Source organism: Mesorhizobium sp. ISC11 (genome assembly GCF_037162595.1).
Taxonomy (GTDB): Bacteria; Pseudomonadota; Alphaproteobacteria; order Rhizobiales; family Rhizobiaceae; genus Mesorhizobium; species Mesorhizobium ciceri.
In genome coordinates this window covers 6,414,343-6,439,071 of the sequence record NZ_JAVSPW010000001.1, presented here as the reverse complement: position 1 = coordinate 6,439,071, position 24,729 = coordinate 6,414,343, and the positions used below count along the sequence as shown (strand labels likewise).

The 24,729-nt window shown below is 63.9% G+C and carries 24 protein-coding genes; 14 read left to right on the top strand and 10 right to left on the bottom strand.

The genetic code is table 11. From position 1 onward, the window contains the following. The first annotated feature begins 174 nt into the window (after positions 1-174). The 3 genes from hemF (at position 175) to RPF88_RS31010 (ending at position 2,080) form a co-directional block, all read left to right on the top strand. Positions 175-1,089, top strand: coding sequence for an oxygen-dependent coproporphyrinogen oxidase (gene hemF, locus RPF88_RS31020; RefSeq protein ID WP_024504549.1), 915 nt, complete (start codon positions 175-177; stop codon positions 1,087-1,089). A gap of 311 nt (positions 1,090-1,400) precedes the next feature. Then, positions 1,401-1,661, top strand: coding sequence for a DUF1344 domain-containing protein (locus RPF88_RS31015; RefSeq protein WP_013529973.1), 261 nt, complete (start codon positions 1,401-1,403; stop codon positions 1,659-1,661). Between the two features lie 233 nt (positions 1,662-1,894). Further along, positions 1,895-2,080, top strand: coding sequence for a DUF1059 domain-containing protein (locus RPF88_RS31010; protein WP_013529972.1), 186 nt, complete (start codon positions 1,895-1,897; stop codon positions 2,078-2,080). A gap of 1 nt (position 2,081) precedes the next feature. Here RPF88_RS31010 and RPF88_RS31005 read toward each other — a convergent pair whose 3' ends face one another. From RPF88_RS31005 to RPF88_RS30995, 3 genes are read right to left on the bottom strand one after another with little or no spacing between them, the layout of a single operon-like run. Next, positions 2,082-3,347, bottom strand: coding sequence for a CCA tRNA nucleotidyltransferase (locus RPF88_RS31005; protein WP_337123830.1), 1,266 nt, complete (start codon positions 3,345-3,347; stop codon positions 2,082-2,084). Further along, a complete protein-coding gene (locus tag RPF88_RS31000) occupies positions 3,344-3,979 on the bottom strand; it encodes a CoA pyrophosphatase (protein ID WP_027162168.1) in 636 nt (211 codons plus the stop codon). Before RPF88_RS31000 ends, RPF88_RS31005 begins: the two co-directional genes overlap by 4 nt. Further along, positions 3,979-4,608, bottom strand: coding sequence for a DUF1285 domain-containing protein (locus RPF88_RS30995; RefSeq protein ID WP_337123928.1), 630 nt, complete (start codon positions 4,606-4,608; stop codon positions 3,979-3,981). The genes RPF88_RS31000 and RPF88_RS30995 overlap by 1 nt, the downstream gene beginning before the upstream one ends. Positions 4,609-4,762: 154 nt before the next feature. Here RPF88_RS30995 and RPF88_RS30990 point away from each other — a divergent pair, with 154 nt between their 5' ends. The 4 genes from RPF88_RS30990 (at position 4,763) to RPF88_RS30975 (ending at position 11,689) form a co-directional block, all read left to right on the top strand. Further along, complete coding sequence (locus RPF88_RS30990; protein ID WP_013529968.1) at positions 4,763-5,767, top strand: AAA family ATPase; 1,005 nt, start codon at positions 4,763-4,765, stop codon at positions 5,765-5,767. Next, complete coding sequence (locus RPF88_RS30985) at positions 5,767-6,729, top strand: DUF58 domain-containing protein (protein ID WP_337123829.1); 963 nt, start codon at positions 5,767-5,769, stop codon at positions 6,727-6,729. The genes RPF88_RS30990 and RPF88_RS30985 overlap by 1 nt, the downstream gene beginning before the upstream one ends. After that, on the top strand, positions 6,726-9,548 hold the full coding sequence (locus RPF88_RS30980) for a DUF4159 domain-containing protein (RefSeq protein ID WP_337123828.1): 2,823 nt from the start codon (positions 6,726-6,728) through the stop codon (positions 9,546-9,548). Before RPF88_RS30985 ends, RPF88_RS30980 begins: the two co-directional genes overlap by 4 nt. A gap of 62 nt (positions 9,549-9,610) precedes the next feature. Continuing rightward, on the top strand, positions 9,611-11,689 hold the full coding sequence (locus RPF88_RS30975; RefSeq protein WP_027162170.1) for a membrane protein: 2,079 nt from the start codon (positions 9,611-9,613) through the stop codon (positions 11,687-11,689). Between the two features lie 52 nt (positions 11,690-11,741). Here RPF88_RS30975 and clpS read toward each other — a convergent pair whose 3' ends face one another. From clpS to RPF88_RS30955, 4 genes are all read right to left on the bottom strand, one after another. Beyond that, positions 11,742-12,047 (bottom strand): ATP-dependent Clp protease adapter ClpS, encoded by a 306-nt coding sequence (gene clpS, locus RPF88_RS30970; protein WP_013529964.1) that lies wholly within the window; start codon positions 12,045-12,047, stop codon positions 11,742-11,744. Between the two features lie 139 nt (positions 12,048-12,186). Continuing rightward, complete coding sequence (locus tag RPF88_RS30965; protein ID WP_337123827.1) at positions 12,187-12,552, bottom strand: hypothetical protein; 366 nt, start codon at positions 12,550-12,552, stop codon at positions 12,187-12,189. Between the two features lie 215 nt (positions 12,553-12,767). Then, complete coding sequence (locus RPF88_RS30960) at positions 12,768-13,001, bottom strand: hypothetical protein (protein ID WP_013529962.1); 234 nt, start codon at positions 12,999-13,001, stop codon at positions 12,768-12,770. A gap of 39 nt (positions 13,002-13,040) precedes the next feature. Further along, positions 13,041-13,343 carry a hypothetical protein gene (locus RPF88_RS30955; protein ID WP_024504541.1) on the bottom strand — a complete coding sequence of 101 codons (303 nt, stop codon included), beginning with the start codon at positions 13,341-13,343 and terminating at the stop codon, positions 13,041-13,043. A gap of 253 nt (positions 13,344-13,596) precedes the next feature. On the opposite strand from RPF88_RS30955, the gene RPF88_RS30950 reads away from it, so the two are divergent. After that, the gene (locus tag RPF88_RS30950) at positions 13,597-14,313 is read left to right on the top strand and encodes a response regulator (RefSeq protein WP_013529960.1); all 717 of its coding nucleotides are present in this window, start codon (positions 13,597-13,599) and stop codon (positions 14,311-14,313) included. After that, positions 14,310-15,716 (top strand): ATP-binding protein, encoded by a 1,407-nt coding sequence (locus tag RPF88_RS30945; RefSeq protein ID WP_063168853.1) that lies wholly within the window; start codon positions 14,310-14,312, stop codon positions 15,714-15,716. The genes RPF88_RS30950 and RPF88_RS30945 overlap by 4 nt, the downstream gene beginning before the upstream one ends. A 51-nt stretch (positions 15,717-15,767) precedes the next feature. Here RPF88_RS30945 and choV read toward each other — a convergent pair whose 3' ends face one another. The 3 genes from choV to RPF88_RS30930 form a co-directional block, all read right to left on the bottom strand. After that, positions 15,768-16,949: a choline ABC transporter ATP-binding protein gene (gene choV / locus RPF88_RS30940; protein ID WP_127384912.1), complete on the bottom strand. Its 1,182-nt coding sequence runs from the start codon at positions 16,947-16,949 to the stop codon at positions 15,768-15,770. Then, a complete protein-coding gene (choW, locus tag RPF88_RS30935; protein ID WP_337123927.1) occupies positions 16,946-17,800 on the bottom strand; it encodes a choline ABC transporter permease subunit in 855 nt (284 codons plus the stop codon). Before choW ends, choV begins: the two co-directional genes overlap by 4 nt. Positions 17,801-17,934: 134 nt before the next feature. Further along, on the bottom strand, positions 17,935-18,870 hold the full coding sequence (locus tag RPF88_RS30930) for a choline ABC transporter substrate-binding protein (RefSeq protein ID WP_013529956.1): 936 nt from the start codon (positions 18,868-18,870) through the stop codon (positions 17,935-17,937). Between the two features lie 237 nt (positions 18,871-19,107). Here RPF88_RS30930 and RPF88_RS30925 point away from each other — a divergent pair, with 237 nt between their 5' ends. The 5 genes from RPF88_RS30925 (at position 19,108) to RPF88_RS30905 (ending at position 24,709) form a co-directional block, all read left to right on the top strand. Continuing rightward, entirely contained in the window at positions 19,108-19,719 is a 612-nt protein-coding gene (locus RPF88_RS30925; protein ID WP_027162173.1) for a thymidine kinase, read from the top strand. 89 nt (positions 19,720-19,808) lie between these two features. Then, a complete protein-coding gene (locus RPF88_RS30920) occupies positions 19,809-20,198 on the top strand; it encodes a c-type cytochrome (RefSeq protein ID WP_027162174.1) in 390 nt (129 codons plus the stop codon). 311 nt (positions 20,199-20,509) lie between these two features. Further along, positions 20,510-21,598 (top strand): hypothetical protein, encoded by a 1,089-nt coding sequence (locus tag RPF88_RS30915; RefSeq protein ID WP_024504535.1) that lies wholly within the window; start codon positions 20,510-20,512, stop codon positions 21,596-21,598. A 30-nt stretch (positions 21,599-21,628) separates the two neighbouring features. Beyond that, on the top strand, positions 21,629-22,774 hold the full coding sequence (locus RPF88_RS30910; protein ID WP_013529952.1) for a hypothetical protein: 1,146 nt from the start codon (positions 21,629-21,631) through the stop codon (positions 22,772-22,774). A gap of 24 nt (positions 22,775-22,798) precedes the next feature. Beyond that, positions 22,799-24,709: an AAA family ATPase gene (locus tag RPF88_RS30905; protein WP_127366409.1), complete on the top strand. Its 1,911-nt coding sequence runs from the start codon at positions 22,799-22,801 to the stop codon at positions 24,707-24,709. Positions 24,710-24,729 lie beyond the last annotated feature (20 nt).

The following is a 24,729-nucleotide window of genomic DNA, read 5'->3' as shown; positions in this document are numbered from 1 at the left end:
ACGGCTTTGGTCGAGCCTTTTCTTTAGGCCATCCAGCGGCGGTCTTGCCGGGGTGCGCACGAAACAACTCCTTGCACCGTAATGACACTTGACCCTGTCCCCTAAGAGATTAGGGATCGCGCCGGCAAAAGACGAGTCATTTGTGGGACTCGCCGCCCCAACCGGAGACGGCATTTGGAACGACCAGAAATACCGGCGGGCCTGCCCGCCGACATCGAACAGAAGAAGATGAAGGCGCGCCTCTGGTTCGAGGCGCTGCGCGAACGCATCTGCGCCACCTTCGAGCAGATCGAGCAGGATCTTGGCGGGCCGCTGGCCTCGTGGTCGCCCGGCCGCTTCGAAAAGACGCCATGGGAACGTGACGAGGGGCGCGGCGGCGGCGGCACCATGTCGATGATGCACGGTCGCGTCTTCGAAAAGGTCGGCGTCCACACATCGACCGTCCATGGCGAGTTCTCACCCGAATTCAGGAAGCAGATGCCCGGTGCCGAAGAAGACCCGCGCTTCTGGGCATCCGGCATTTCGCTGATCGCGCACCCATGGAATCCCAACGTTCCGGCCGTGCACATGAACACGCGCATGGTGGTCACATCCAGCCAATGGTTCGGCGGCGGTGCCGATCTGACACCGGTGCTCGATCGCCGCCGCACCCAGGACGACCCCGACACGGTCGCCTTCCACCGCGCCATGCAATTCGCTTGCGAGAAGAATGTCGCGGTGGCCGATTACCCAAAATTCAAGGCCTGGTGCGACGAGTACTTCTATCTGTCGCACCGCAACGAGCCGCGCGGCACCGGTGGCATCTTCTTCGACTGGCTGCATTCGGGTGAGGACAAGGGCGGCTGGAATGCCGATTTCAACTTCGTCCAGGATGTCGGCCGCGCTTTTCTCGTCGTCTACGGCCACCTTGTGCGCGCCAACTTCAACGAGAACTGGACCGATGGCGACCGTGACGAACAGCTCATTCGCCGCGGCCGCTACGTCGAATTCAATCTGCTTCACGATCGCGGCACCATATTCGGACTGAAGACCGGCGGCAATGTCGCCGCCATCCTCTCCAGCCTGCCGCCCGAGGTCCGCTGGCCGTAACAAAATGGTGAGCCCGGCGTGAGCCGCATTGATGTCCCATTCGCTCGAAATGGGCAAGGAATGTGGCACACGGTGCGGCGAAAAATTTCTTTTTCGTCTAATAGGTTCTTGAAAAGACTGGTCTATTTGTGGCGCGGGGTCGGGAAGCGCCGGCGGTTCGCCTGCGCGCAATTTCAGGAAAGTGCGAAACGGCTTTCCGACCGGAATTGCGTCAAGACAAAGCGAGCCGCGACCCGACGCGACCGGACGGCCCAAGACGACGCGGGACATCTTCGTCAAAAAGATACCCGCCTTTCCAGGAGTACTTCGCAATGCGCAAGATCATTGTTTCGGCGGCCGCCGCTGCCCTTCTCGCTTCCGGTTCGGTGGCGTTCGCCGCCGTCAAGCACACCACCGGGACGATCAAGACCTTTGACACGACGGCCATGAGCCTGGTCCTCGACGATGGATCGTCTTTTACGCTTCCCAAGACCTTCAAGGATCCTGGCCTGCAGGTCGGTGAAAAGGTCCGTGTCTCATGGGACATGAGCGGCAAGAAAAAGATTGCCGAGGCTGTCAAGATCGCCAAGTGAAGGCCTGCCCGCCAAAACGGGACGAGACGATGTCTGGCCCTGTTTCGGGGTAGTGTTTAGAGGGCGGAGCGATGCTGCTCCGCCCTTTTGCCGTTGACGGCAACCAATACCACCCCATCTGTGTTATGCTTCTCACCCGTTCGCGGTCCGCGGTTTCAACCCTGGAACCGGACATGAGCCAAAAAAAGTGCCGGAGCCTCGACCAGGCTCCACGGAGGAAAAGGAGAAATCTCATGAAGGAATTTCACTGCGGGTCGCTCGTGCCCGGCTGTGACTGGCACACACGTGCCGACGAGGAAGCCGAGGTCATGCGCCGTGCCGTCGAGCACATGCGCGAGACACATGGCGAGACGGTCATCCGCGAGACGATGATCGAGGCGATCCGTTCGCGCATCGAAAAGACCCGCGACGCGGCCTGATCTACCCGGCCTGCAAGGCTTCGGCGGCGCGCTTGAGGAGCGCGTCGCGATCAGGGGCAAACCCGGCTTCGACCCATTCCGCTTCGAGATTCCTGAGGATTTCGCCGAGTTTCGGGCCTGGAATTGCGCCGAGCGCCGTCAGATCGGCACCTTTCAGCGGAAACAACGGCTCTTCCCATTTGGTGGCGAAGCCAAGCAGGCGCGAAAAGCCACCGGCTTCGAGCAGCGCCTCATTGTCCTCGACGGCGCGCATCCTGGCTGCCGCAAGCGACAGCCGCAGACGGTCGACAAACCCCTGCCGGTCGCCGCGATAGAGCCTTTTTGCCAGTTCGCCCTCGGTCGTCTTCGGCTCGACGGCGGTGGCGAGCGCCCAGTGGCGCAGGCGATCCGCTTCGGCGGTCGAGAGTTTGAGCCGCTCGGCGAGCGACTTCATGCGAGCGGCATCGGGCGGCACGATCGCTTCCAGTCTGAGCAGCGGGTCGGGTGCCCAGCCCAGATCCTTGCCGGCCTTGGCCAACCCATGGATGGCATCGATGCCCCATTTCTCGCTTTCCGGCAGCGCCGCGGTCAAGACACCTGCCTGCCGCATCCAAAGCAGCGCCCGTGACGGATCGGGCGCCGACAAAAGTTTCTTCAGTTCCGACCAGATTCGCTCGGACGAAAGCTGGGCCAGCCCTTCCTTCAGACGGGCGCAGGCTTTCAGCCCCTCGGCGTCCGGCCGTCCGTCGCCGTACCAGGCGAAGAAGCGGAAGAAGCGCAGGATGCGCAGGTAGTCTTCGCGAATGCGCGCTTCCGGGTCGCCGATGAATCGCAGCCGGCGCGCCTCGATGTCGGCAATGCCGCCGACCAGGTCGACCACCTTGCCATCGGCCACGGCATAGAGCGCGTTGATGGTGAAGTCGCGCCGCTCGGCATCGAGCTTCCAGTCGCGCCCGAACGACACTTTCGCGCGCCGCCCGTCGGTTTCGATATCGGCGCGCAAGGTGGTGATTTCATAGGGCTTTCCACCGGCAACCACGGTGATTGTCCCATGCTCGATACCGGTTGGCACCGCCTTGAACCCTTCCGCTTCGGCGCGGCGGAGGGTTTCCTGCGGCAAGCAGGTGGTGGCGATGTCGATGTCGGCGACCGGCTGGCCCATCAGTGTGTTGCGCACCGCGCCGCCGGCGACTCGCGCCTCTTCACCGCCTTCGGCCAGTGCGAACAGCAGGCGCTGCAGATGCTTGTCGGTGAGCCAATCGGCCCTGCCCGCGATCGAGACACTCACGCATAGAGCCTTTCATAGAGAGTACGAATGATGCCGGCGGTGACGCCCCAGATGCGCCGGTCGCCGTAAGGCATGTCGTAGAAGAACCATTCGAGATCGTTCCACATACGGCTGTCGCGCTTGTGGTTGGCCGGGTCCATCAGGAAGCGCAGCGGCACTTCGAAAGCGGCATCGACCTCGTCTGCGTTGAGCGTCAGTTGGAAACCGGGCCGCACGATGCCAAGCACCGGGGCGATGCGGTAGCCGCTGCCGGCGACATAGTCGGGCATGCGGCCGATGATCTCGATGCGATCTCGGCCAAGCCCGATCTCCTCGAAGGTCTCGCGCAGCGCCGCCGCCTCAGGGCTCGGATCGGTCGGATCGATAGTGCCGCCGGGAAAGGCCACCTGCCCCGAATGGCTGCGCAGCTTTTCGGCCCGTTTGGTCAGAAGAACCGTCGCATCGCCCTCATGATCGACCACCGGGATCAGCACCGCGGCATTGCGCAGCGCCTTGCCCTGGTTGAGGCGCGGATGGCCGGGGTTGAAGCGATGGTCGCCATAGTCGTCGTCGCCTGCATGCGCATCGGGCTGCACGGCAAAGCGCGCGCGAAAATCCGCGGATGAAAACGGCGCCGGCGTCGCCTGGTCCATCACGCGCTCAACCGCTTCAACTGGTCCGCCGGCATGATCGGGAACACGGCGCCCTTGGAGCGCACCGCGAACATCGTCTCGCCGTCGATTTCGATCTCCTCGCCATGCCCGACCAGTTCATACATCACCGGCCGCGCCACCAGCGCCTCCAGACGGCCACGCACCAGCACATAGGGCTTCAACCCGCCGGTCTCGTTCTCGTCGACAAACCGCAGCGGCCGTTGCGGCCCGGCTTCGACGACGTCGCCGACATTGGTGCGGAAGGTGATTGTCTGCGCCTCGCCGCTGCCCGAAACGTCCATTTCGACGGCGATGAACGGCGCATCGGCGACGCGGATGCCGACCTTTTCCACCGGTGTCACCAGATAGGTCCTGCCATCGGCGTCCTTGCGCAGCACCGAGGAGAAAAGCTGCACCAGCGGCATGCGCCCGATCGGCGTGCCCAGATAGAACCAGGTGCCGTCGGCCTTGATCTCCATGTCCAGATCGCCGCAGAAGTCGGGATTCCAGCGTTCGACAGGTGCCGCGCCCTTGCCGGCACGGGCGGCGCGCGAGATCAGCGCCTCGAGACCACGCACCTCGGTGGCATCAGTCAGGCTTTCTTCACGATGTCCCAAGGGTCCCGTCATGGTCACGAAATAGTCACTGTTGTTCCGCTTGTCAGCCTAGGTCTGTGATTTAAGTTTCGATGTAGGCGCCACGCGAGGCCGAATCGCGGCAACTTATGGTATGGTGCAGCCGTTGTTCCAGCCATGGTATTCCAACCACAAGGATCGATGCGGCATGAGCGTGATGGTCAAGGAAAGCCCGATCAGCGAAAAGGACATGATCGCCGAGGCCGAAAAGGCGCTTGCCGACATCTCCCGGATCCGCGACGGGGTCGGCCGGGTCATCTTCGGACAGGAAAGCGTCGTCGAGCGCACGCTGGTGGCGCTGCTGGCCGGTGGCCATGCGCTGCTGGTCGGGGTGCCGGGTCTCGCCAAGACCAAGCTGGTCGAAACACTTGGCATCGTGCTCGGCCTCGATTCGCGTCGCATCCAGTTCACGCCGGATCTGATGCCGTCCGATATCCTCGGCTCCGAAGTGATGGAGCAGGACGAGACCGGAAAACGCTCCTTCCGCTTCATCTCCGGGCCGATCTTCGCCCAGCTGCTGATGGCCGACGAGATCAATCGCGCGTCGCCGCGCACCCAGTCGGCGCTGCTGCAGGCCATGCAGGAATACCACGTCACCATTGCCGGCGCCCGCCATGACCTGCCGGCGCCCTTCCACGTGCTGGCAACCCAGAACCCGCTGGAGCAGGAGGGCACCTATCCGCTGCCCGAGGCACAGCTTGACCGCTTCCTGATGCAGGTGGACATCCTCTATCCCGAAATCGAGGCGGAGCGCCGCATCCTTCTGGAAACCACCGGCATCGAGGACGCGAAAGCGCAAAACGTGCTGCAGCCGGTGCGGCTGAAGGAGATCCAGACGCTGATCCGCCGCATGCCGGTGCCTGAAAGCGTCGTCGAGGCGATCCTGACGCTGGTGCGCTCGGCGCGTCCCGGCCAAGGCAATGCCGAGACCGATAAGAACGTCGCCTGGGGTCCCGGCCCGCGCGCCAGCCAGGCGCTGATGCTGTGCACAAGGGCGCGCGCGCTTTACGACGGACGGCTGGCGCCCTCGGTCGACGACGTCCGTGCGCTGGCCGAGCCGGTGCTGCAGCATCGCATGGCGCTGACCTTCGCCGCCCGCGCCGAAGGCACCAGCGTGCGTGACGTGGTAGCGAAACTCGTGAAAGGGATTTGATGCCGCGCATCGGCGAGGTCCAGGCTCCGGCAGCGACGCGCGACGCGCTCGCCCGTGGCCGGTTGCGGGCCTCGCTTGTGCCAGACCTGCTGGTCGAGGCGCGGCGCATCGTCAACACCGTGATCGCCGGCTGGCACGGCCGCCGCAAGCGCGGCATCGGTGAAAATTTCTGGCAGTTCCGGCCCTATGTCGAGGGCGATTCCTCGCGCATCGACTGGCGCCGCTCGGCCCGCGACGACCACACCTATGTGCGCGACCGCGAATGGGAAGCCGCCCATACCGTCTGGCTGTGGGCCGACCCCTCGCCGTCGATGCTCTACAAATCGACAGGCGCCAGCGTTTCCAAGCAATCGCGCGCGCTGGTGCTGGCGCTGGCCATGGCCGAGCTGTTGTCGCGCAGCGGCGAACGCATCGCCTGGCCGGGCCTCACCGACCCGTTCACCGCCCGCAACGGCGCCGAACGCATTGCCGCCCAGTTGATGCATGCCGGCGAGCTGCCGGCAAAACCCGACCTGTCCGACATCAGGCGCTTCTGCGACATCGTCATCGTCAGCGACTTCCTCGATCCCGTCGAGGAGACGATGGCTTGGCTCGACGTGCTGGCCCGCCACGGCGTGCGCGCCCACCTGATCGAGGTCGCCGACCCGGCCGAGGAGACCTTCCCCTATGCCGGCCGCACCGAATTCACCGATCCCGAGACCGGCGACAAGCTGACCGCCTGCCGCGCCGAAATGCTGGGTGATGAGTATCGCCTGCTCTACACCGCCCGCCGCCACGAACTGGCCGCCTGGTGCAAGCGGCTTGGCTGGAGCTTTACCGTCAACCACACCGATCGCCTCGCCTCCGACGCGCTGGTGCGGCTGCACATGGCGATGACCACTGATGGCCCCTCGGTCAGGCCGACCGCTGGCGGTCGTGCAGGCATCGCTGGTGGCGATCGGCCAGGAAAGGCTGTCGCATGAGTTGGCTGCCGCTCTCCTTTGGCGCCCCCATGGTGCTGTGGGGCCTGCTGGCACTGCCGGTGATCTGGTGGCTGCTCAGGCTGACGCCGCCCAAGCCGCAGACCGAGATCTTCCCGCCGCTGAAGATCCTGGCGCGCGTGCTGAAGCGCGAGGAGACGCCGCAGCAGAGTCCGTGGTGGCTGACGCTGCTCAGGCTCTTGATGGCGGCCCTCATCGTCGCGGCATTGGCCGACCCGGTCTTCAATCCGCGTGAAAAGCTGCCGGCCGAAGGAGCCGCCCTTGCCCTGGTCATCGACAATGACTGGGCAAGTGCCGCCGACTGGGGCAAACGCGTCGCCACCGCCGAGCGGCTGATCAACGACGCCGGCTCCAACGGCGTGCCGGTCGTCATCGCCTTCACTGCCGAAAAAGCCAATGCCGAGATCGGCCCGTTCGATGCCGCCACCGCCCTTGACCGGCTGCGCGCCGCCAAGCCGCGGCCGATCCCGACCGACCGGCCCGCCGTCTATGCCCGCGTCGCCGGCGTGCTGGAAACCTTGCCCGGGGCCAGTGTCGCCGTGCTTGCCGACGGCCTGGCGGCAAAAGGCGATGAAGCCGCCTTCAACACGCTTTTGTCGAAAAATGCCGCCCGTGTCGTCTGGGCAACCGCCGACAGGCTGTCGCTGACGGGCCTGACCGCCGCCGACAACCAGGTCGACGGCTTTGCGCTGACCGCCATCCGCGCGCCGGGCGACCCTGCCCCGGCGCAGGTCACCGCCGGCGCCTTCGACGACAAGGGCCGCCGCATCGCCGATGCGACGCTGACCTTTTCGCCTGGCGAAGCCACCGCCACCGGCACCATGGCGGTGCCGTTCGAGCTGCGCAACGACTTCGCTTCGATCGCGCTCGACGGCGAGCGGCAGGCCGGTGCGGTGCGCGTGCTCGACGAAAGCTCCAAGCGTCGCCGCGTCGGGCTGCTGTCGCAGGCCGAGGCCGACCAGGCGCAGCCGCTTTTGTCGCCGCTCTACTACATCAGGCGGGCGCTGCAGCCCTTCGCCGATCTGGTCGAACCCTCCAGCGCCGACCTCGCTGACGCCATCCCGCAGATTCTCGACCAGAAGCCCGCGATGATTGTCATGGCCGATATCGGCACCATTCCCGGACAGGTCCGGCAGAGACTTGTCGATTGGGTCGACAATGGCGGCACGCTGGTGCGTTTCGCCGGTTCGCGGCTGGCCACCGCAGGCGATGACGACGATTTGCTGCCGGTCCGCCTGCGCACCGGCGAGCGTTCGCTCGGCGGCGCGCTGTCATGGACGTCGCCGCAGCCTGTCACCGAATTCCCCAAGGCCGGCCCGTTCGCCGATCTGGCGCCGCCGGCCGAGGTCACTGTCAGCAGACAGGTGCTGGCCGAGCCGACACCCGATATCGTCGAGCGCACCTGGGCGGCCCTTGCCGACGGCACGCCGCTGGTCACCGGACTGAAGAAAGGCAAGGGCACGCTGGTGCTGTTCCACGTCACCCCTGAAGCAACCTGGTCGAACCTGCCGATCTCCGGCAGCTTCGTCGAGATGCTGCGCCGCATCGTGCAGCTGTCGCGCAACCAGGGCGCGGCCATCGCCAATGCCGAAGCCGCCGCGGCGTCGCTGGCGCCCTATCGCATGATTGCAGCCGACGGCTCGCTGGTGCCGCCGACACCGGATGCACGGCCGCTGGTACCGGGCGCCGGCGCGCTGCCGGTGACTTTTGAAAACCCGCCCGGCCTCTATGGTTCCGAGACGGGTGTGTTTGCCCATAATCTGCTTGAAGCCGACAGCACGCTGGCCCCGCTGGCGCGCCCGCAAATCACTGTTCCCGTCACCTCGATCCAGTATGCCTTTGACGAATCGCGCAATTTGAAGGGCGCGCTGGTCGCGGCCGCCCTGGTGCTGATGCTGCTCGATACGCTGGCGGTGTTCTGGATGGGCGGCCTGTTCTCACGCCGACCGCGCCGCGCCGGTGCCATGGCAACCACCGCCGCGGTCCTGATTGCGCTGGGTAGCTTGTTCGGTCATGCCGACCTTGCCCGCGCCGACGACGCCAAGCCGGGTGACGAAATTGCCATCGAGGCGATTTCGAAGACCCGCATCGCCTATGTGCTGACCGGTGTGCCGGGCGACGATTCGATCAGCCGTGCCGGGCTCGAGGGCCTGACCCGTTTCCTGGTCGAAAAGACGGCCCTTGAACCGGGCGCGCCAGCCGGCGTCGACATCTCGAAGGACGAGCTGTCGTTCTATCCGCTGATCTACTGGCCGATCGATCCGGCCGCCCCGATGCCGAGCCAGGCCGCCATCGCCCGCATCGACGCCTATATGCAGCAGGGCGGCACGGTGCTGTTCGACACCCGCGACCAGTTCGCCAACGGCATCGGCGCCGATTCGACCAGCCCGGCGACGGAGCGGCTGCGCGACATCCTCGGCAACCTCAACGTGCCGCCGCTGGAGCCGGTGCCGTCCGACCACGTGCTGACCAAATCCTTCTTCATCCTGCCCGAATTCCCCGGCCGCTTCGCCGGCAGCCCACTGTGGGTCGAGGCGTCGCTCGACGCCAGCAATGCCGAGAACCGGCCGGTGCGCACCGGCGACGGCGTCTCGCCTATCATGATCACCGCCAATGATTTTGCCGGCGCCTGGGCGGTCGACGAGAATGGCGATCCGCTGCTGCCGACCGTACCGGCGGACCCGATGCAGCGCGTCTACGCGCTGCGCGCCGGCGTCAACATCATGATGTACATGCTGACCGGCAACTACAAATCCGACCAGGTGCACGTGCCCATACTGCTCGAACGGCTGGGGCAGTAAGATGAGTTTGTTTGGTGCCCTCCGGTCGCGGATAAGCCTCCCCAAAAAGAGGAGGGTAAGGAATGAACTGGTCGATTTCCTTCGAACCACTGATCTCCTGGCCCCTGTTGGCCTTGGCGCTGGTGCCGCTGGCGCTGCTGGCGCTTGTCGGCCTGTGGTTTCGCCAGCGCGGCTCGGTCTTCCGCTTCATCGCCCTTTTGGCGCTCGCCGCCGCTTTGTTCAACCCGGTGTTCCTCAACGAGGAGCGCGAGCCGCTGAAAAGCGTTGTCGCCCTCGTCGTCGACCGCAGCCAGAGCCAGGATATCGGCGATCGCACCAAGCAGACCGACGAGGCGCTGGCCGGGCTGCAGCAGCGGCTTGGCCGCTTCAAGCAGTTCGACGTGCGGGTCGTCGAGGCCGGCAAATCCGAGGCCGCCGAAGAGCGCACCGAGACACGGCTGTTCGGCGCGCTTGAAGGCGCCTTCCGCGACGTGCCGCCGTCACGCATCGGCGGCGCGATCATGATCACCGATGGCGAGGTCCATGACGCGCCGCCGGGCGCGCCCGATTTCAACGCCCCGCTGCATGCGCTGATCACCGGCAACGACCACGAAAAGGACCGCCGCATCCGCTTCGAGAACGCGCCGCGCTTCGGCCTTGTTGGCAAGCCGCTCGACATGACCTACCGCGTCATCTCGACCGAAAACGAGACTGGCCCGGTCGATGTGCGCGTCTCGGTCAATGGCGAGCAGGTCGCCGTCGAGCACGCCACCGTTGGCCAGGCCATGCCGCTGCAGGTCACCATTCCGGGTGCCGGCCGCAACATCGTCGAACTCGCCATCGATCGCGAGCCGGGCGAACTGACCGACACCAACAACCGCGCCATCGCACTGATCGACGGCATTCGCGAGAACCTGCGTGTGCTGCTCGTCTCCGGCGAGCCGCATGCCGGCGAGCGCACCTGGCGCAACCTGCTGAAATCCGACGCCTCGGTCGATCTTGTCCATTTCACCATCCTGCGGCCGCCGGAAAAGCAGGATGGCACGCCGATCAACGAATTGTCGCTTATCGCCTTCCCGACCCGCGAACTGTTCGTCGAGAAGATCAAGGATTTCGACCTCATCATCTTCGACCGCTACCAGCATCGCGACGTGCTGCCGATCCTCTATTACGACTACATCTCCGAATATGTCGAAAAGGGCGGCGCGCTGCTGATCGCGGCCGGCCCCGAATATGCCGGCGAAAGCTCGATCGCGCGCACGCCGCTGATGGCCGCCCTGCCGGCGATGCCGACCGGCGAAGTTGTCGACAAGGCCTTCTATCCGCGCCTCACCGAACTCGGCCAGCGCCACCCGGTGACGCGTGGGCTCGATGGCTCGGCCACCGAGCCGCCGCACTGGAGCCGCTGGTTCCGCACCATAGGCGTGCAGAACCCGGAAGGCGAAGTGGTCATGAAGGGCGCCGACAACCGGCCGCTGCTGCTGCTCGACCGCAAGGGAGAAGGCCGCGTCGGCATGCTGCTGTCCGATCAGGGCTGGCTGTGGGCGCGCGGCTTCGAGGGCGGCGGCCCGCATGTCCAGCTTTATCGGCGCATCGCGCACTGGCTGATGAAGGAGCCGGAGCTCGAGGAGGAGCGGCTGACCGCCGATGGTCGTGGCATGGTGCTGGAAATCCGCCGCCAGACGATGGCCGACGATCCCGGCGCCGCGCAGATCATCACCCCGTCCGGCAAAACCTTGACCGTCAAGCTCGACAAAGCCGAGCCCGGGGTCTTCCTCGGCAGCGTCGAGACCAGCGAGATCGGGCTCTACCAGGTCGCCAATGGCGACCTCACCGCGCTCGCCCATGTCGGGCCGGTCAACGCACCGGAATTCGCCGACGTCATTTCCACCGAAAACCGGCTGAAGGCGCCGGCGGAAGCCACCGGCGGCAGCGTGCGCCGGCTGGCGTCTTCCACAGCCCTTGGCAGCGACGTGACGCTGCCTTCCATCGTGCCGGTGCGCTCGGCTGGTGCCGCATCCGGCAGCGACTGGATCGGCCTGCGCACGACAGACGACAGCGTGCTCAAAGCCGTCTCGCGCGTGCCGCTGTTCGGCGGCTTTCTCGGCCTCGGCCTGCTGCTTCTGGCAATGGGTTCGATGTGGTACCGAGAGGGACGGTAGCGCGGCGCTCTTTTTCCTTCTCCCCTTGGGGGAGAAGGGAAAGCCCCCTGCTCTACTCCTCCGGCTCCGTCGTGAACATCAGCGGATAGCCCTTGGCCTTGCCGGCATCGGTGGCGCGCGTCGCCTTGGTCTCGGCGACATCCTTGGTGAACACGGCGACGACGCAGACGCCACGCCGATGCGCAGTGATCATCACCCGGTGCGCCTGGTCCTCGCTGAGTTTGAACTCGCCCTTCAGCACCGTCACCACGAATTCGCGCGGCGTGAAATCGTCGTTGATGAGGATGACCTTGTAGAGTTTTGGCCGTTCGACTTGCGGCTTGATCTGGGTACGCGGTTTTGTGGTGATTTCAGGCATCGGAACCGACAGTTTTGCGTAAGCGACGTGACCGCCATTCTGGCACCGGTGAAAACGGTCGTCCATTTTGATCGACGCGCGAAACCGGTGTCCGCCGACGCGGCCATTCACAATCATGTGGGAAGGTGTCGGTTGCCGTTCAACGGCCTTGGCGGCCGAACATGCGACGGCCGGGAATCTGCCGCACGGCCGCAGCGGGCGGTATATCGGACCGAAAACGGTTTCCGCCGGCATCCGCCCGGCGTTCCAGCCAGGTCGCGATCGGCCACGCGGCGACGCAGATCAACGTCGCGCCGGTCAGCACGACCAGCAGCCAGGTCTGTGCCGGCGTTATGTAGTCCCAGTTGGTGGAAATCGCCGGCGCGAACAGCGAAGGCTCGGTGCGTCCGCTGGCCGGATCGGGGACCGGGCTGGCGGTGAACAGGATAAGCACTCTGGCGAGGCCGGAGGCAACCAGACCGCCGATCACCATCGAGCGCAAAATGGACGAAAGCCGCTTCTTCATGCGGATTGTCCTACACGGCCGGCGTTGCAAACGGGTTAAGTGTCAGTCGAGGCGGAAGCTGCCGGTGCCAGACTTCGCCAAAGATCAGTTGAACCCATCGACCGCTTCATCGCCAATGTCAGGGCTTCAGCGGCTCGGACAGGAAGAAGGCCGCTCCAACCGAAACCAGCTGGAGCGGCCTTGGTCAACAGGCCGGCATTTTATGCCGGACCTTATCAGGTCTTCGGGGCGTCCTTCTTGACGGCCTTCTCAGCAGCCTTCTTGTGCTTCTTGACGGTCTTCTTGACGACCTTCTTCGGAGCAGCCTTGGCCGGAGCGGCAGTCGCCGGAGCGGTGGTCGTCGAAGCAGCCGGAGCAGCGGTCGTGGTGGCGGCGGCGTTGCCGAGAGCCGGCATCGCGAAAGCGAGAGCGACGGCGAGGCCGGTTGCGGAGAGGATGGACTTTTTCATGGCTTCGTTTCCTTTTTATGCGGGTCAAGTTTCGGAGCGTTACTGAACCGGGTCGTTCGGCGTCACTCCAAGCAGCTTCAAAGCATTGGCGAGCATCCGGATGCCCTGTGCCTGTTTCTTGGCGGCGCAGTACCGGTTGCCCTTTCTCTGAAGTGCCTTTGCCGCGGTGACCTGCGTTGCCGTGGCATGGGTTTCGAGGGCTTCATCAAATTGGTGGCTGAGATTGGCGCACCGTTCGCTCCGGGTTGTGAGCGTCGCCTTTGCGTCCGATTGTCCGACAGCGGCAGTGACCAGGCAGAAGCCCAGCAACGCACCCAACAAACTGATCGACAACCTTGGCATCGGTTTATCCGTAAACCCGGAGACTAGCGTCGCAGCCGATGACCTGACCGCCACGAGATCAGTTATGCCTTTGAAATTTTTCAGGAGTTTTTCTGAACTGTAGAATTTTGTTTCTGGAGTGTGTCTGAGAAAGCCGGTGTGAACCCCATCATAGCCACTGGCCAACATATGGCCTGAATTCTATCGTGTGGGTTGCGACCGAAGGGCTTGGCAATCAAAGACAGAAGGGCTTGGCAACAATGACAGGGCTGCTGTGAAATCCGATGCACACATACTGATCGTCGACGACGACAAGGGCATCCGCGACCTGCTGCAGGAATTCTTCCAGAAGCGGGGCCTGCACACCTCGGTTGCCGCCGACGGCATCGAGATGGAGACCATCCTGCGGCGCGTCCAGGTGGACCTCATCGTCCTCGACGTGATGCTGCCCGGCAAAAGCGGGCTGGAGCTGTGCCGCGACCTGCGCGCCCAGTATTCGACGCCGATCATCATGCTGACCGCCGTCACCGAGACGACCGACCGCGTCGTCGGCCTGGAAATGGGCGCCGACGACTATGTGCCCAAGCCCTTCGACCCGCGCGAGCTTTTGGCGCGCATCCGGGCCGTGCTCAGGCGCAATGGCGCCGCCGAGCCGAAGCGCGCCACCACCAAGCAGATCTACCGCTTCGCCGGCTGGACGATGGACTGTGCCCGGCGCCGGCTGATCGCACCCGACGATGTCAGGGTCGAGCTGACCATGGCCGAATTCAACCTGCTGCAGACCTTCGTCAAGAGTGCGCAGCGTGTGCTGACCCGCGACCAGCTCATCGAACTGTCCGGCGGCGACAGCGACTATTCCTTCGACCGCAGCATCGACATCCTGGTCAGCCGGTTGCGGCGCAAGATGGAGGACGACCCGAAGACGCCCAAGCTGATCCTGACCGTACGCAGCGGCGGCTACCAGTTCCTGCCCGAGACGACCTCCGAATGAGACGTTTCCTGCCGCAGACCTTGCCTGTCTGGGTGCTGCTGATCGTCATTGCCGGCCTGCTGATCAGCCAGGTCGCGACCCTCTACATCGTCTCGCGCGACCGCGCTGCCGCCAACGACGTCGTCGACCTCTACCGGCTCAACGACCGTGCCTTCTCGCTGGTGCAGCTCATGCATGACGCCAGTCCGGACGAGCGCAAGGCGACGGCGACCGGCCTGTTCAACTCGACCTACGCGCTCACCGTTTCGGACACGCCGGCGGTCACTTCGTCGATCGCCGGCGACGACGAACTGGCCGAACTCGAAGACATCCTCGTCGGCCGGCTGTCCAAATTCGGCATCACCGATGCACGCGTGCGCCGCGATCCGGCGACGCGCGAGGCCGACGACGCGGACGGCACGACGCCAGGACCCGACATCGGCCAGGTCGAGCGCGACCTTCTGGTGCTGGCCGCCGACTTCGCCCAGAGCGACAAGCTGACGGCATCGCTGCGCTTCGCCGATGGCCAATGGCTGAATTTCACCGAACCGATCACGCCCGTCGGCCCGATCCTGAGCTTCGACAGCCTGCCGCTCTATTCGCTGATCGCAGGGCTGGTGGTGATCATGTCGATCTGGTCGCTGCGCCGGCTGACGGCGCCCTACCGGATGATGGAAACCGCCGTGAACCGGATTGGCAAGGATCTGAAGAGCCCGCCGATCGCCGAGGGCGGCAGCCGCGAGGTGCGTGCCGCCGCCAAGGCGATCAACGCCATGCAGGCGAGGTTGCGCGAATATGTCGAGGACCGCGAACATCTGGCGGCGGCACTGGCGCATGATCTGCGCACGCCGATGACCAGGATGCGCCTGCGCCTGGAGCTGTTGCGCAAATCGGCGGTCCGCGAGGCGCTGGCGCACGACCTCGCCGATGTCGAGAGCATCGCCAGCTCGGTGATCGACTTCGCCACCTTCGAAGTGACCGAGGAAAAGAACGAACGCATCGACTTCTGGTCGCTCGTGGAATCGATCGCCGACGGCTATGACGACGTCTCGTTCGACGACGAGACCCGTTCGCGCGGGCTGATCTGCATGGCGCGGCCGGTCGCGCTCAAGCGCTGCGTCACCAATCTGGTGCAGAACGCGGTCACCTACGGCAAGAAGGCGCATCTTTCGCTGCGCCGGTCGGAGGACATGATCCTGCTCACCATCCGCGATGAAGGGCCTGGCATACCGCAGGCGCAGATCGACGCCGTGTTCGGCTCGTTCGTGCGCCTCGAACAATCGCGCAACCGCCAGACCGGCGGTCTTGGTCTCGGCCTGACCATTGCCCGCAACATCGCGCGCGCCGCAGGTGGCGAGATCCGCCTGTCCAACAATCCCGGCGGCGGCCTGCTGACGCAACTGCGCCTGCCGCTGGCGGCATAAAAACAAGGCGCGCCCGGTCGCCGCGCCTCGCGCCGTTGGATTCCGGAGAAACTACCGCCGCAACACCGCGCTCAGCACGTCGCGAATGCCGATGGCGCCGACGAAGCGCGACTGGTCGTCAAACAGCGCTACCGGAGCGGTCTGCGAACGGTGCATGGCCAGCATGACGGTTTTCAGCGAGGTGCCCGGGTTGGCCCAGAACACTTGCGCGGCTTCCTCGGATTGGCCTTCAACGTCGGCGCACGACACCCAGACCGCCGGCTTGCCGTCGCGTTCGGCCGCCGCCACCAGCCCGTGGTCGTCGATCTTGAAGCGCGTCGTCTTGCGGCGGTCGAGCCAGACCCAGCCGTCCTTGCCGTGCTCCAGATCGCGACGGTCGCGCATCACGTTCCAGGCGGTCAGCACCGACAGCGGGTTCACATTGGCGATGAAGTCTCGGACATAGTCGTTGGCAGGCCGCAGCACGATGTCTTCGGGCGCGCCGGTTTGCACGATGCGCCCACCCTCCATGATGGTGATGTGGGAGCCGATCTTCAGCGCCTCCTCGAGGTCGTGGCTGACGAAGATGATGGTCTTCTTCAATTCAGCCTGCAGCTGCAGCAATTCGTCCTGCAGCTTGGTGCGGATGAGCGGGTCGAGCGCCGAGAACGGCTCATCCATCAACAGGATCGGCGCCTCGGTGGCGAAGGCCCGCGCCAGGCCGACGCGCTGCTGCATGCCGCCCGAAAGCTCATGCGCGTATTTCTTCGACCACTGGTCGAGATTGACCAGCTTGAGCTGGCGTTGCACGCGCTCCTTGCGCTCGGCTTCCGGGACGCCGGCGAGTTCGAGGCCGAGACCGACATTCTCCTCCACCGTGCGCCATGGCAAAAGGCCGAACTGCTGGAACACCATCGCCACCTGTTTCTGGCGCAGGCGCCGCAAGGTCGCCTCGTCGCAGGTGACGACATCGACGGTCTTGTCGCCATCCTTGACCAGCACCTGGCCGCGCGACACCACGTTGAGCCGGTTGACCGCCCGCAGCAATGTCGACTTGCCCGAACCGGAGAGGCCCATCAGAACGGAGATCTCGCCCTCGTTCACGGTCAGGCTGGCGCCGGCGCAGCCCAGTACATTGCCGGTCTTTTCGAGGATCTCGGCGCGGCTGGCGCCGGCGTCGATCATCTTCAGCGATCCGGCCGGGTCGGCGCCGAAGACGATATCGACGTTCCTGAAATCGACGGCGACGGTCATTTCTTGCCTCCAACGGCGATGCGGGTCATCCGGTCGAGCACGATGGCCAAAACGACGATGGCAAGCCCCGCCTCAAGCCCGAGGTCGATGCGGCGCGAGCCGAGCGCCCGGTTGATCTCGGTGCCGAGCCCGCCGGCGCCGATCAGTGCGGCAAACACCACCATCGACAGCGACAGCATGATCGATTGCGTCAGGCCGGCCATGATGGTGGGCAGCGCCGACGGCAGTTCCACCTTCCACAGCAGCTGGCTCTTGGTGGCGCCGAAAGCCTCGCCGGCCTCGACGATCGACTTCGGCACCGAGACGACGCCCAGATGCGTGAGCCGGACCGCGGTCGGGATGACGAAGATGATGGTGACGATGAGGCCGGGCGCGTTGCCGAGGCCGAACAGCGTCAGCACCGGGATCAGGTAGACGAAGGTCGGCAGCGTCTGCATCAGGTCGAGCACCGGCAGCATGACGCGGTAGACCTTCGGCTTGTGCGCTGCCCAGATGCCGAGCGGCACGCCGATGGCCATGGCCATGGCAGCGGCCGCGACGACCAGCACCAGCGTCTGCACCGTCTGCTTCCAAAGGTTCTGGTTGATGATGAAGATCAGGCCGAGAAAGACGCCGATGGCAAGTGGCCGCGAGCGTTGCAGCAGCCAGGCGATAACAGCGATGACCAGCGCCAGCAGCACCGGCGGCACCATCAAGAGGATGCCGACCAGCCCGTCGAGCAGGAAATTGAGGCCATTCGAAAAGGCCCTGAACACAGTGTCGAAATTGTCGGTGAGGAAACCGAAGAAGGCCTTTCCCCAGGCGCCGATCGGAATCTTGTGATCGACCATGAATTTCGAAATCGGATCCATATCGCCCCTCTCGTGCAGGAGACCGCCCTGCCCCTCGGCCTCGGCCGTCGTCATCTTGTCACAGGATATGAAAAAGGGCAGCCTTTTCTAAGATGGCTGCCCTTCCTGGTTCGGCTTTGCCGAATTCAGTCGGCTCAGCTTCCGAGCGCGGTCTTGATGGCGGCGGCAGCGTCACCGCCGTCGAAGGTGGTCACGCCGGCAATCCACGGGGCAACGGCATCCGGGTGCTTCTTCAGCCAGTCGGTTGCAACCGTATTGGCGTCGCCGCCCTTGAGGATCGCGTCCATCATCTCGCCTTCCATGTCCAGGTTGAACTTCAGGTTGGCGATGAACTTGCCGGCGTTCGGGCATTCGGTGGTGTAGCCCTTGCGCACATTGGTGTAGACGGTGGCGGCGCCGAAGCCGCTGTCGCCCATGCCGTCGAGATAGGTGATCTTCATGGCGCCCATCACCGGATGCGGCGTCCAGCCGAGGAAGGCGATCCATTCATTGTTCTTCATCGACTGCTCGGCCTGCGTCAGCATGCCGGCTTCCGAGGATTCAACCAGCTCGAAGCCTTCGAGATTGTCCTTCGGGTTCTTGATCATGTCGAGGATGATGCGGTTGCCGTCATTGCCGGCCTCGATGCCATAGATCTTGCCGTTGAACTTGTCCTTGAACTTGCCGATATCGGTCAGCGATTTGACGCCGGCGTCGGCGACATAGGTCGGCACGACGATGCCATAGCCGGCGCCGGTCAGGTTGGTGCTGATCGTCTCGACCGAACCGTCGGCTGTATAGTCCTTGATGTCGTTGGTCATCGACGGCATCCAGTTGCCGAGGAACACGTCGAGATCCTTGTTCTTCAGCGACGCCATGGTCACCGGCACCGACAGCTGGATCGTTTGCGGCTCATAGCCGAGCGCGGTCAGCAGCACGGAGGCGACGCCGGTCGTCGCCTGGATGTCGGTCCATCCGACATCGGAAAGGCGCACCGCCTTGCAGCTTGCCGGATCACCGGCGTAGGCAGCGCTGGTTGACAAAAAAGCCGCCAGGCCGAGGCCGGCGACGAAAGAGTTCATACGCGACATAGACAGTCTCCCATTGTGATTCTTTGGCGAAGCGTAGCTACGGTTTCTATGCCCGCCTTGTTTCGTCAGCCAAACACCATTCTGGTGTGGTTTCAAGCATTAAGGCAATCACGATCAACGGCGCGGGCTGGCCAATCAGCGACACATCAGGCGCTTTTGTCTGGCCAGCCGGCTTTTTCAGGGGAATGCCGCTCTGGCCCCTCCCCGTGTCAGGCCAAGTCGGCTTAAAAGAGCGGCATGGCCAAGCTTTACTTCCACTACGCGACGATGAACGCCGGCAAGACGACGATGCTCTTGCAGGCCTCTTACAATTACCGCGAGCGCGGCATGGGCACGATGCTGTTCGTCGCCGGCCACTACCGCAAGGGCGATACAGGCCTGATCTCGTCGCGCATAGGCCTGGAGACGGAAGCCGAGATGTTTCGCGACGGCGACGATCTGTTCGCCCGCGTCGCCGCTCATCACGCGCATACGTCGGTGCATTGCGTCTTCGTCGACGAGGCGCAGTTCCTCGAGGAAGAGCAGGTCTGGCAGCTCGCCCGCATCGCCGACCGGCTGAACATCCCGGTCATGTGCTACGGCCTGCGCACCGATTTCCAGGGCAAGCTGTTTCCCGGCTCGCGCGCGCTGCTGGCCATCGCCGACGATTTGCGCGAAGTGCGCACCATCTGCCGATGCGGCCGCAAGGCGACGATGGTCGTGCGCCTCGGCCCCGATGGCAAGGTGGCGCGCCAGGGCGAGCAGGTGGCGATCGGCAAGGACGTCTATGTCTCGCTCTGCCGCCGCCACTGGGAGGAAGAGATGGGCCGCGCCGCGCCAGACGACTTCATCGGCTTTATCAAGGGCTGACGGTCGGCGGCCTTGACCCCGGCCCGATGCAGCGTTTCTTAAGGCCTCGGTACTATAACGCAGCCAGCCAGAGCTCCCCGGGGTCAGCCATGCTTCGAGCCGCTTCGTTCGCCAGTATCCTTCTCCTTGCCAGCTCGCTCGTAGCCCATGCCGGCGGTGACCCTGCCCTGGGCAAGAAGGTCTTCAACCGATGCATGGCCTGCCATGACGCAGCCACCGACCGCGACAAGGTCGGTCCGCATCTGTTGGGCGTCGTTGGCCGCACCGCCGGCAGCGCCGAGAGCTTTCTTGGCCACTATTCCGAGGCGATGAAGAGTGCCGGCGCCGCCGGCCTGGTCTGGGATGAAGCCAATCTCGCCGAGTATCTCAAGGCCCCAAAGCTGAAGGTGCCGGGCAACAAGATGGCCTTCGGCGGCCTGACCAATGACGACGACATCGCCAATGTCATCGCCTATCTGAAGGCCGATCCCAAGCCCTGATCCGCTGTTCGTCAGCTCTGTAAAACCGGCTTTCCCCTCGCATATCGCGGCCGCGATTGCTTCAGTGATTTGCCGAATACAAAGGCATCCGTGCGCCATCGGCTTGCCGCATGAAAGTTCAATGACAGCTGAACTACGGCTGGCAGGCAAGCTAATCACGCCAGGCCCCCGCCTTCACTGGTTTTCAAGACCCTGATGGATTCTTTTGTTTTCACGCTGCCCTTGTCTTCACGTCTTTCAATCCCCCGATGCCCCACATATATTCGCCGCTGTTCGCGACCAGCGACGTCATGCCGAAGCGGGAGGCCCCAATGGCGACATTGCAGAATTTCGACGCCGAAATTGCCAAGACCAAGCAGGTCGTGCAGGACATGCGCTCCAAGATCGAGCAGTCCGGCACCATGCTTGATACGCTCGCCACATCGGACAAGAAGATCGGCGACGCCAATTTCGACCTCGAGAACGCCCGCATCGAGGATGTGCTGAAGCAGCAAAAGGTGATGGAAGGCAACATTGCCGACCTGATCATCGGCCTGGAGGACGCCACCAACGTCTTCGGCTCCGAGTTCGAGAGCATGAAGAACTACACCGGCTGGGAAAAATTCATCGGTATCTTCTCCAGCCAGAGCAAGCAGCGCATGCGCACCGACCGCGTCCGCAACATGTCGCTGGCGGGCAATCTGCAGGAATTGCTGGTCAAATCCGACACCATCGTCGGCATATTGAAGGCGCAGAAAGAGGTCCTCGACCAGCGCTACAAGACCTCGGAAACCAGCCTGTCGCAGGTGATCGAGCGCCGCAAGACCACCATGACCAACCTCGAAGCCGTGCAGAAGCGCATCGAGGAGCTCAACCCGATGCTGCTCGACATCGAAAACAAGATCGCCGCTTCGACCAGCCAGAAGGACCGCACGCAGCTCGAAGGCGAACGCTCCAAGCTGGCGACGGAATACAACGAAAAACAGGCCAAGGAGCAGGAGCTGCTGGCCGAGAGCCAGACGCTCGAGCGCTACACCTCGATGTTCCAGACCTTCGTCGATTCGCTCAACAACCAGATCGCCGCGCAATCGACGCTGATCAACAAGCTGACCATCGATACCGAGCAGCGCATCGTGCTCTACAAGGCGCTGGAAGATTCGCTGAAGACCGCCGCCCAGCAGGACGTCGCCCACAAGATCAACACGCTGGGCAGCCAGGTCGACAACACCGCCGAGGAAACCATGGCCGGCATCGGTGCTGCTTCGCAAAAACACATCGGCGACCTACTCGAGATGCACGAGAAGAACATGGTCGCCACCGCCGACATCCAGCGCCGCAAGAAGCTGGCCGACGATGCCTTTGCCCGCCGCTTCGACGAGGTGCTGAAGAAGCACAATTCGGCAAACTACGTGCAGTCTTAGAGTGACAGGACTGCCCGCGAGCGCACAGGCATGACCCCCGAAAACGAAGCGGCGGCACGATATTTCTCCGCCATCACGGCCGCGCTGAGCGGCCTTGAAGTGTTCATGCGCGACGATCGCTCGCCGCTTTACCGGCACGGCATCGTCGCCAAGATCGTCGCCGAATACATCGCCCGGCTCGACAAGTCGTTTTCCTGCTGGCGCAACCGGCTGGGCTTCATGGACACGTTCCGCATTTCGCGGGCCGAAAGCGGATTCCCGGTGTTCCAGAACCTGCTCGAACTGGAAAACGACCGCCGCCAGGCCGACGCGCGGCTTGCCAACATCCCGCTCGCCGGCGAATTGCGCGAGGAAATGGCCGACTTCATCCTGCGCCACAAGGAATTCCCCGAGGCGCTGCAGAAGTCGATGGCCGAGCGGCTCTATCTCGAGGACGTGAAAAGCGAGAACACGTTCGGTCCCTTCACGCTGGCGCAAACCGCCAAGGTCTCGGTCAATCCGAAGACGGGACGGCCCTATTATCTCGTCCATTGGGCGACGTTCGACGGCAGCGCCAACCTGCCTCTGGTCTACATGGTGACGGTGGAGGATTCTTCCGACGCGATGATCCGCCAGCTTGTCGACAGAAACGGCAAACTCAACGAGACGGTCGACATTCCGCTGCCGGTCGACGGCCTGCTCAATCCCGAGCTTGCCCATCGTTTCGACGATTTCACCGAGAAGAACTCCGCCTATACGCTGTCGCCGGCGACCATCGCGGTCAACCTCGACAAGGATTTCGAACCGTTGCACCCCAAGCAGCTGCGCCGCGTCGTGCTCGGCCCGTTCTATTCGGTGGGGATTACCGACAACAATTCGACGGTGACCGAGGTTCTGGCCAAGGTGCGCAAGCCGGAAAATGCCTGGCTTTTGACCTGGACGATCCAGGAGGTCTATTCCAAGAGCGAGAAACCCGGCCGCAAGGGCCTGTTTTCGAGTGAGAAGACAACGCAGGAATTCTTCATCAACACTGATGATCTGGAAGCCGCGCGTCAGGGCGTGTCGAGCTATGAAAACCATGCGCTGATTCCGCACGAGGCCTATCAGGCACTCTACGCCGCCGGCGAAGCACAGAAGATTTTTGCCGGCTACAAGGTTCATATCCTGTCCAACGGACAGGTCATCTCAGACGTCTGACCGTCACACCACGGAGCACCCTTCATGGATACCGGCCTGACCACCATTCCGGAAGCCGCCATCGAGAAGCACCGCGCCACCGCGCAGAGCTTCATCACCCGCATCGTCGTGCTGGAGGACCCGTCACGGGAGTCCGGCACCGCGCTTGCCGGCACCAACCGCCGCTTCGTCTCGACCGTCTCGGTCGGCTCGGTGCGTCGCACGCGCGAGGTCGAGCTGGCCAAGACCGTCGGCGCCGTTCATCCCGACGACCAGCTGCTGACCATCCCGCAGCACACGCTCCTGTTTCGCGCCCGGCGCGGCACGGCGATCGCGCTGGCCATATCGGACGTCTTTGCCGAAGGCTCCGACCTCGAAAGCCTGCAGGCCAGGAATACCCGCGCGCCGCTCGAAGGCGACGAAGCGGCCACCTTCAAGAAGCTTCTGTCGGCCTCGGCTTACATCTCCGCCTTCAGCCTCGCCTCCTACCTGTTCCAGCTGATCGACAGCGACGGCGAGGCACCCAACGACATCCCCGAACCGGACTTCCTGTTCGACACGCCGCAGGATGCGGTGAAGTCGATCCTCGCTGGCCTCGACAAGGCGATCTCGGGATCGTCCGATGATGCCGATTTGATGACAAGGGCACGCGCCTTCGCCCGCGTCGCCATCGACGGGCTTCTGGCCCGCAAGGGCCGCTTCGACGGCATCGGCCCGTTCGAGAACGCCCATATCCGCATCGATGCCGACGATTTCACTCTCGATGGTTTCGACGTCGCGCCGGGCAAGCGCTCAAAACCGCTGGTGATGACCTTCAAGAAGCCGGAAGAGGTCGTCGGCAACCACATCGCCAAATACCAGTCGGTCAAGCTCGCCAAGATGCTGATGGCCTATGATTTCGAGCGCGAACTCAATCCGTTCGTCGAGCTCGGCGGCTTCCTGTTCACCTTCATCGGCGACGGCGCCCCCGGCACCGGCAAGACGACGCTGATCCAGATGATCGCCGGCCTCGTCAACGGCTATTGCCAGGTCGCCGGCTATCCCTTCGCCTACGAGAATTTCGGCGTCGACCAGATCTCGTCCTACCAGGGCAAGTCGGGCCAGAACTGCCGCCAGTTCATCAACAATGTCTTGAACCCGCGCGTCATCGGCTTCGGCACCATCGACGACATCGACCAGGTGGCGGCGCGCCGCTCCGACGACCGCGCCTCGGCCGGCCAGCAGGAAATAACAGGCGTCTTGATGGACGCCTTCGCCGGCGCCGCCACCGTGGTGCGCGGCAACTGCTCATTCGGCATGTTCTCCAACTACCCCGAAAATGTCGACGACGCGCTGCGCCAGCGCGCCGGCGCCCGCTGGCTGGTCGACGGGCCGCAGAGCCGCGACGACTACATCGATATTTTTGTCCTGCTGGCGGGGAAAAACCACAAGATCCCGCTCGGCGAACACGACCTCTACGCCGCGCAGGAAATCCAGCGCGCCGTGACCGAAGCCTATGAGGAGCACGAGAAGCCGCAGGAAGATGGGCTGATGAAGGTCTACGAGCGCTACATGAAGGAGAACGGCGCGCCGAAATCGATGGCCGATATCGGCACCTATCTGCACCTGATCAAGGATGCCGAGCCCCGCTTCACCGGTCGCGCCATCAAGAATGTCACCGACGCCATCAAGATGCGCGCCATGGACATCGAGCTTCCCGACGACTGGTTCGAGAAGCCGGAAGTCTTCATGCACAAGGGCTACGACGAGAAGAAAGCGATGATCGAGGAACTGCGCGGGCCGTTCTCGATGGACATGGTCATGCAGGAGATCAACCGCTACGCCGACTCGGAGTTCCGCTATTCCGACAAGTCCGACGACTCCGCCGTGGAAAAACTGCTGCGCGACGCCCGCCTGCGCGAACGGGCTGCGCGCGAGATGGAGGAGATGAAGAAGAAGGGGCTATGGAATGCGTGAGCTGCGCCGGCCTTCCCTTC

What these genes read in the sequence shown, in the direction of transcription:
- RPF88_RS31015 (WP_013529973.1), top strand. Translation starts at nt 1,401, where the DNA reads ATGCGCAAGATCATTGTTTCGGCGGCCGCCGCTGCCCTTCTCGCTTCC.
- RPF88_RS31010 (WP_013529972.1), top strand. Translation starts at nt 1,895, where the DNA reads ATGAAGGAATTTCACTGCGGGTCGCTCGTGCCCGGCTGTGACTGGCAC.
- RPF88_RS31000 (WP_027162168.1), bottom strand. Translation starts at nt 3,979, where the DNA reads ATGGACCAGGCGACGCCGGCGCCGTTTTCATCCGCGGATTTTCGCGCG.
- RPF88_RS30995 (WP_337123928.1), bottom strand. Translation starts at nt 4,608, where the DNA reads ATGACGGGACCCTTGGGACATCGTGAAGAAAGCCTGACTGATGCCACC.
- RPF88_RS30990 (WP_013529968.1), top strand. Translation starts at nt 4,763, where the DNA reads ATGAGCGTGATGGTCAAGGAAAGCCCGATCAGCGAAAAGGACATGATC.
- RPF88_RS30985 (WP_337123829.1), top strand. Translation starts at nt 5,767, where the DNA reads ATGCCGCGCATCGGCGAGGTCCAGGCTCCGGCAGCGACGCGCGACGCG.
- RPF88_RS30980 (WP_337123828.1), top strand. Translation starts at nt 6,726, where the DNA reads ATGAGTTGGCTGCCGCTCTCCTTTGGCGCCCCCATGGTGCTGTGGGGC.
- RPF88_RS30975 (WP_027162170.1), top strand. Translation starts at nt 9,611, where the DNA reads ATGAACTGGTCGATTTCCTTCGAACCACTGATCTCCTGGCCCCTGTTG.
- clpS (WP_013529964.1), bottom strand. Translation starts at nt 12,047, where the DNA reads ATGCCTGAAATCACCACAAAACCGCGTACCCAGATCAAGCCGCAAGTC.
- RPF88_RS30965 (WP_337123827.1), bottom strand. Translation starts at nt 12,552, where the DNA reads ATGAAGAAGCGGCTTTCGTCCATTTTGCGCTCGATGGTGATCGGCGGT.
- RPF88_RS30960 (WP_013529962.1), bottom strand. Translation starts at nt 13,001, where the DNA reads ATGAAAAAGTCCATCCTCTCCGCAACCGGCCTCGCCGTCGCTCTCGCT.
- RPF88_RS30955 (WP_024504541.1), bottom strand. Translation starts at nt 13,343, where the DNA reads ATGCCAAGGTTGTCGATCAGTTTGTTGGGTGCGTTGCTGGGCTTCTGC.
- RPF88_RS30945 (WP_063168853.1), top strand. Translation starts at nt 14,310, where the DNA reads ATGAGACGTTTCCTGCCGCAGACCTTGCCTGTCTGGGTGCTGCTGATC.
- choV (WP_127384912.1), bottom strand. Translation starts at nt 16,949, where the DNA reads ATGACCGTCGCCGTCGATTTCAGGAACGTCGATATCGTCTTCGGCGCC.
- choW (WP_337123927.1), bottom strand. Translation starts at nt 17,800, where the DNA reads ATGGATCCGATTTCGAAATTCATGGTCGATCACAAGATTCCGATCGGC.
- RPF88_RS30930 (WP_013529956.1), bottom strand. Translation starts at nt 18,870, where the DNA reads ATGTCGCGTATGAACTCTTTCGTCGCCGGCCTCGGCCTGGCGGCTTTT.
- RPF88_RS30925 (WP_027162173.1), top strand. Translation starts at nt 19,108, where the DNA reads ATGGCCAAGCTTTACTTCCACTACGCGACGATGAACGCCGGCAAGACG.
- RPF88_RS30920 (WP_027162174.1), top strand. Translation starts at nt 19,809, where the DNA reads ATGCTTCGAGCCGCTTCGTTCGCCAGTATCCTTCTCCTTGCCAGCTCG.
- RPF88_RS30915 (WP_024504535.1), top strand. Translation starts at nt 20,510, where the DNA reads ATGGCGACATTGCAGAATTTCGACGCCGAAATTGCCAAGACCAAGCAG.
- RPF88_RS30910 (WP_013529952.1), top strand. Translation starts at nt 21,629, where the DNA reads ATGACCCCCGAAAACGAAGCGGCGGCACGATATTTCTCCGCCATCACG.
- RPF88_RS30905 (WP_127366409.1), top strand. Translation starts at nt 22,799, where the DNA reads ATGGATACCGGCCTGACCACCATTCCGGAAGCCGCCATCGAGAAGCAC.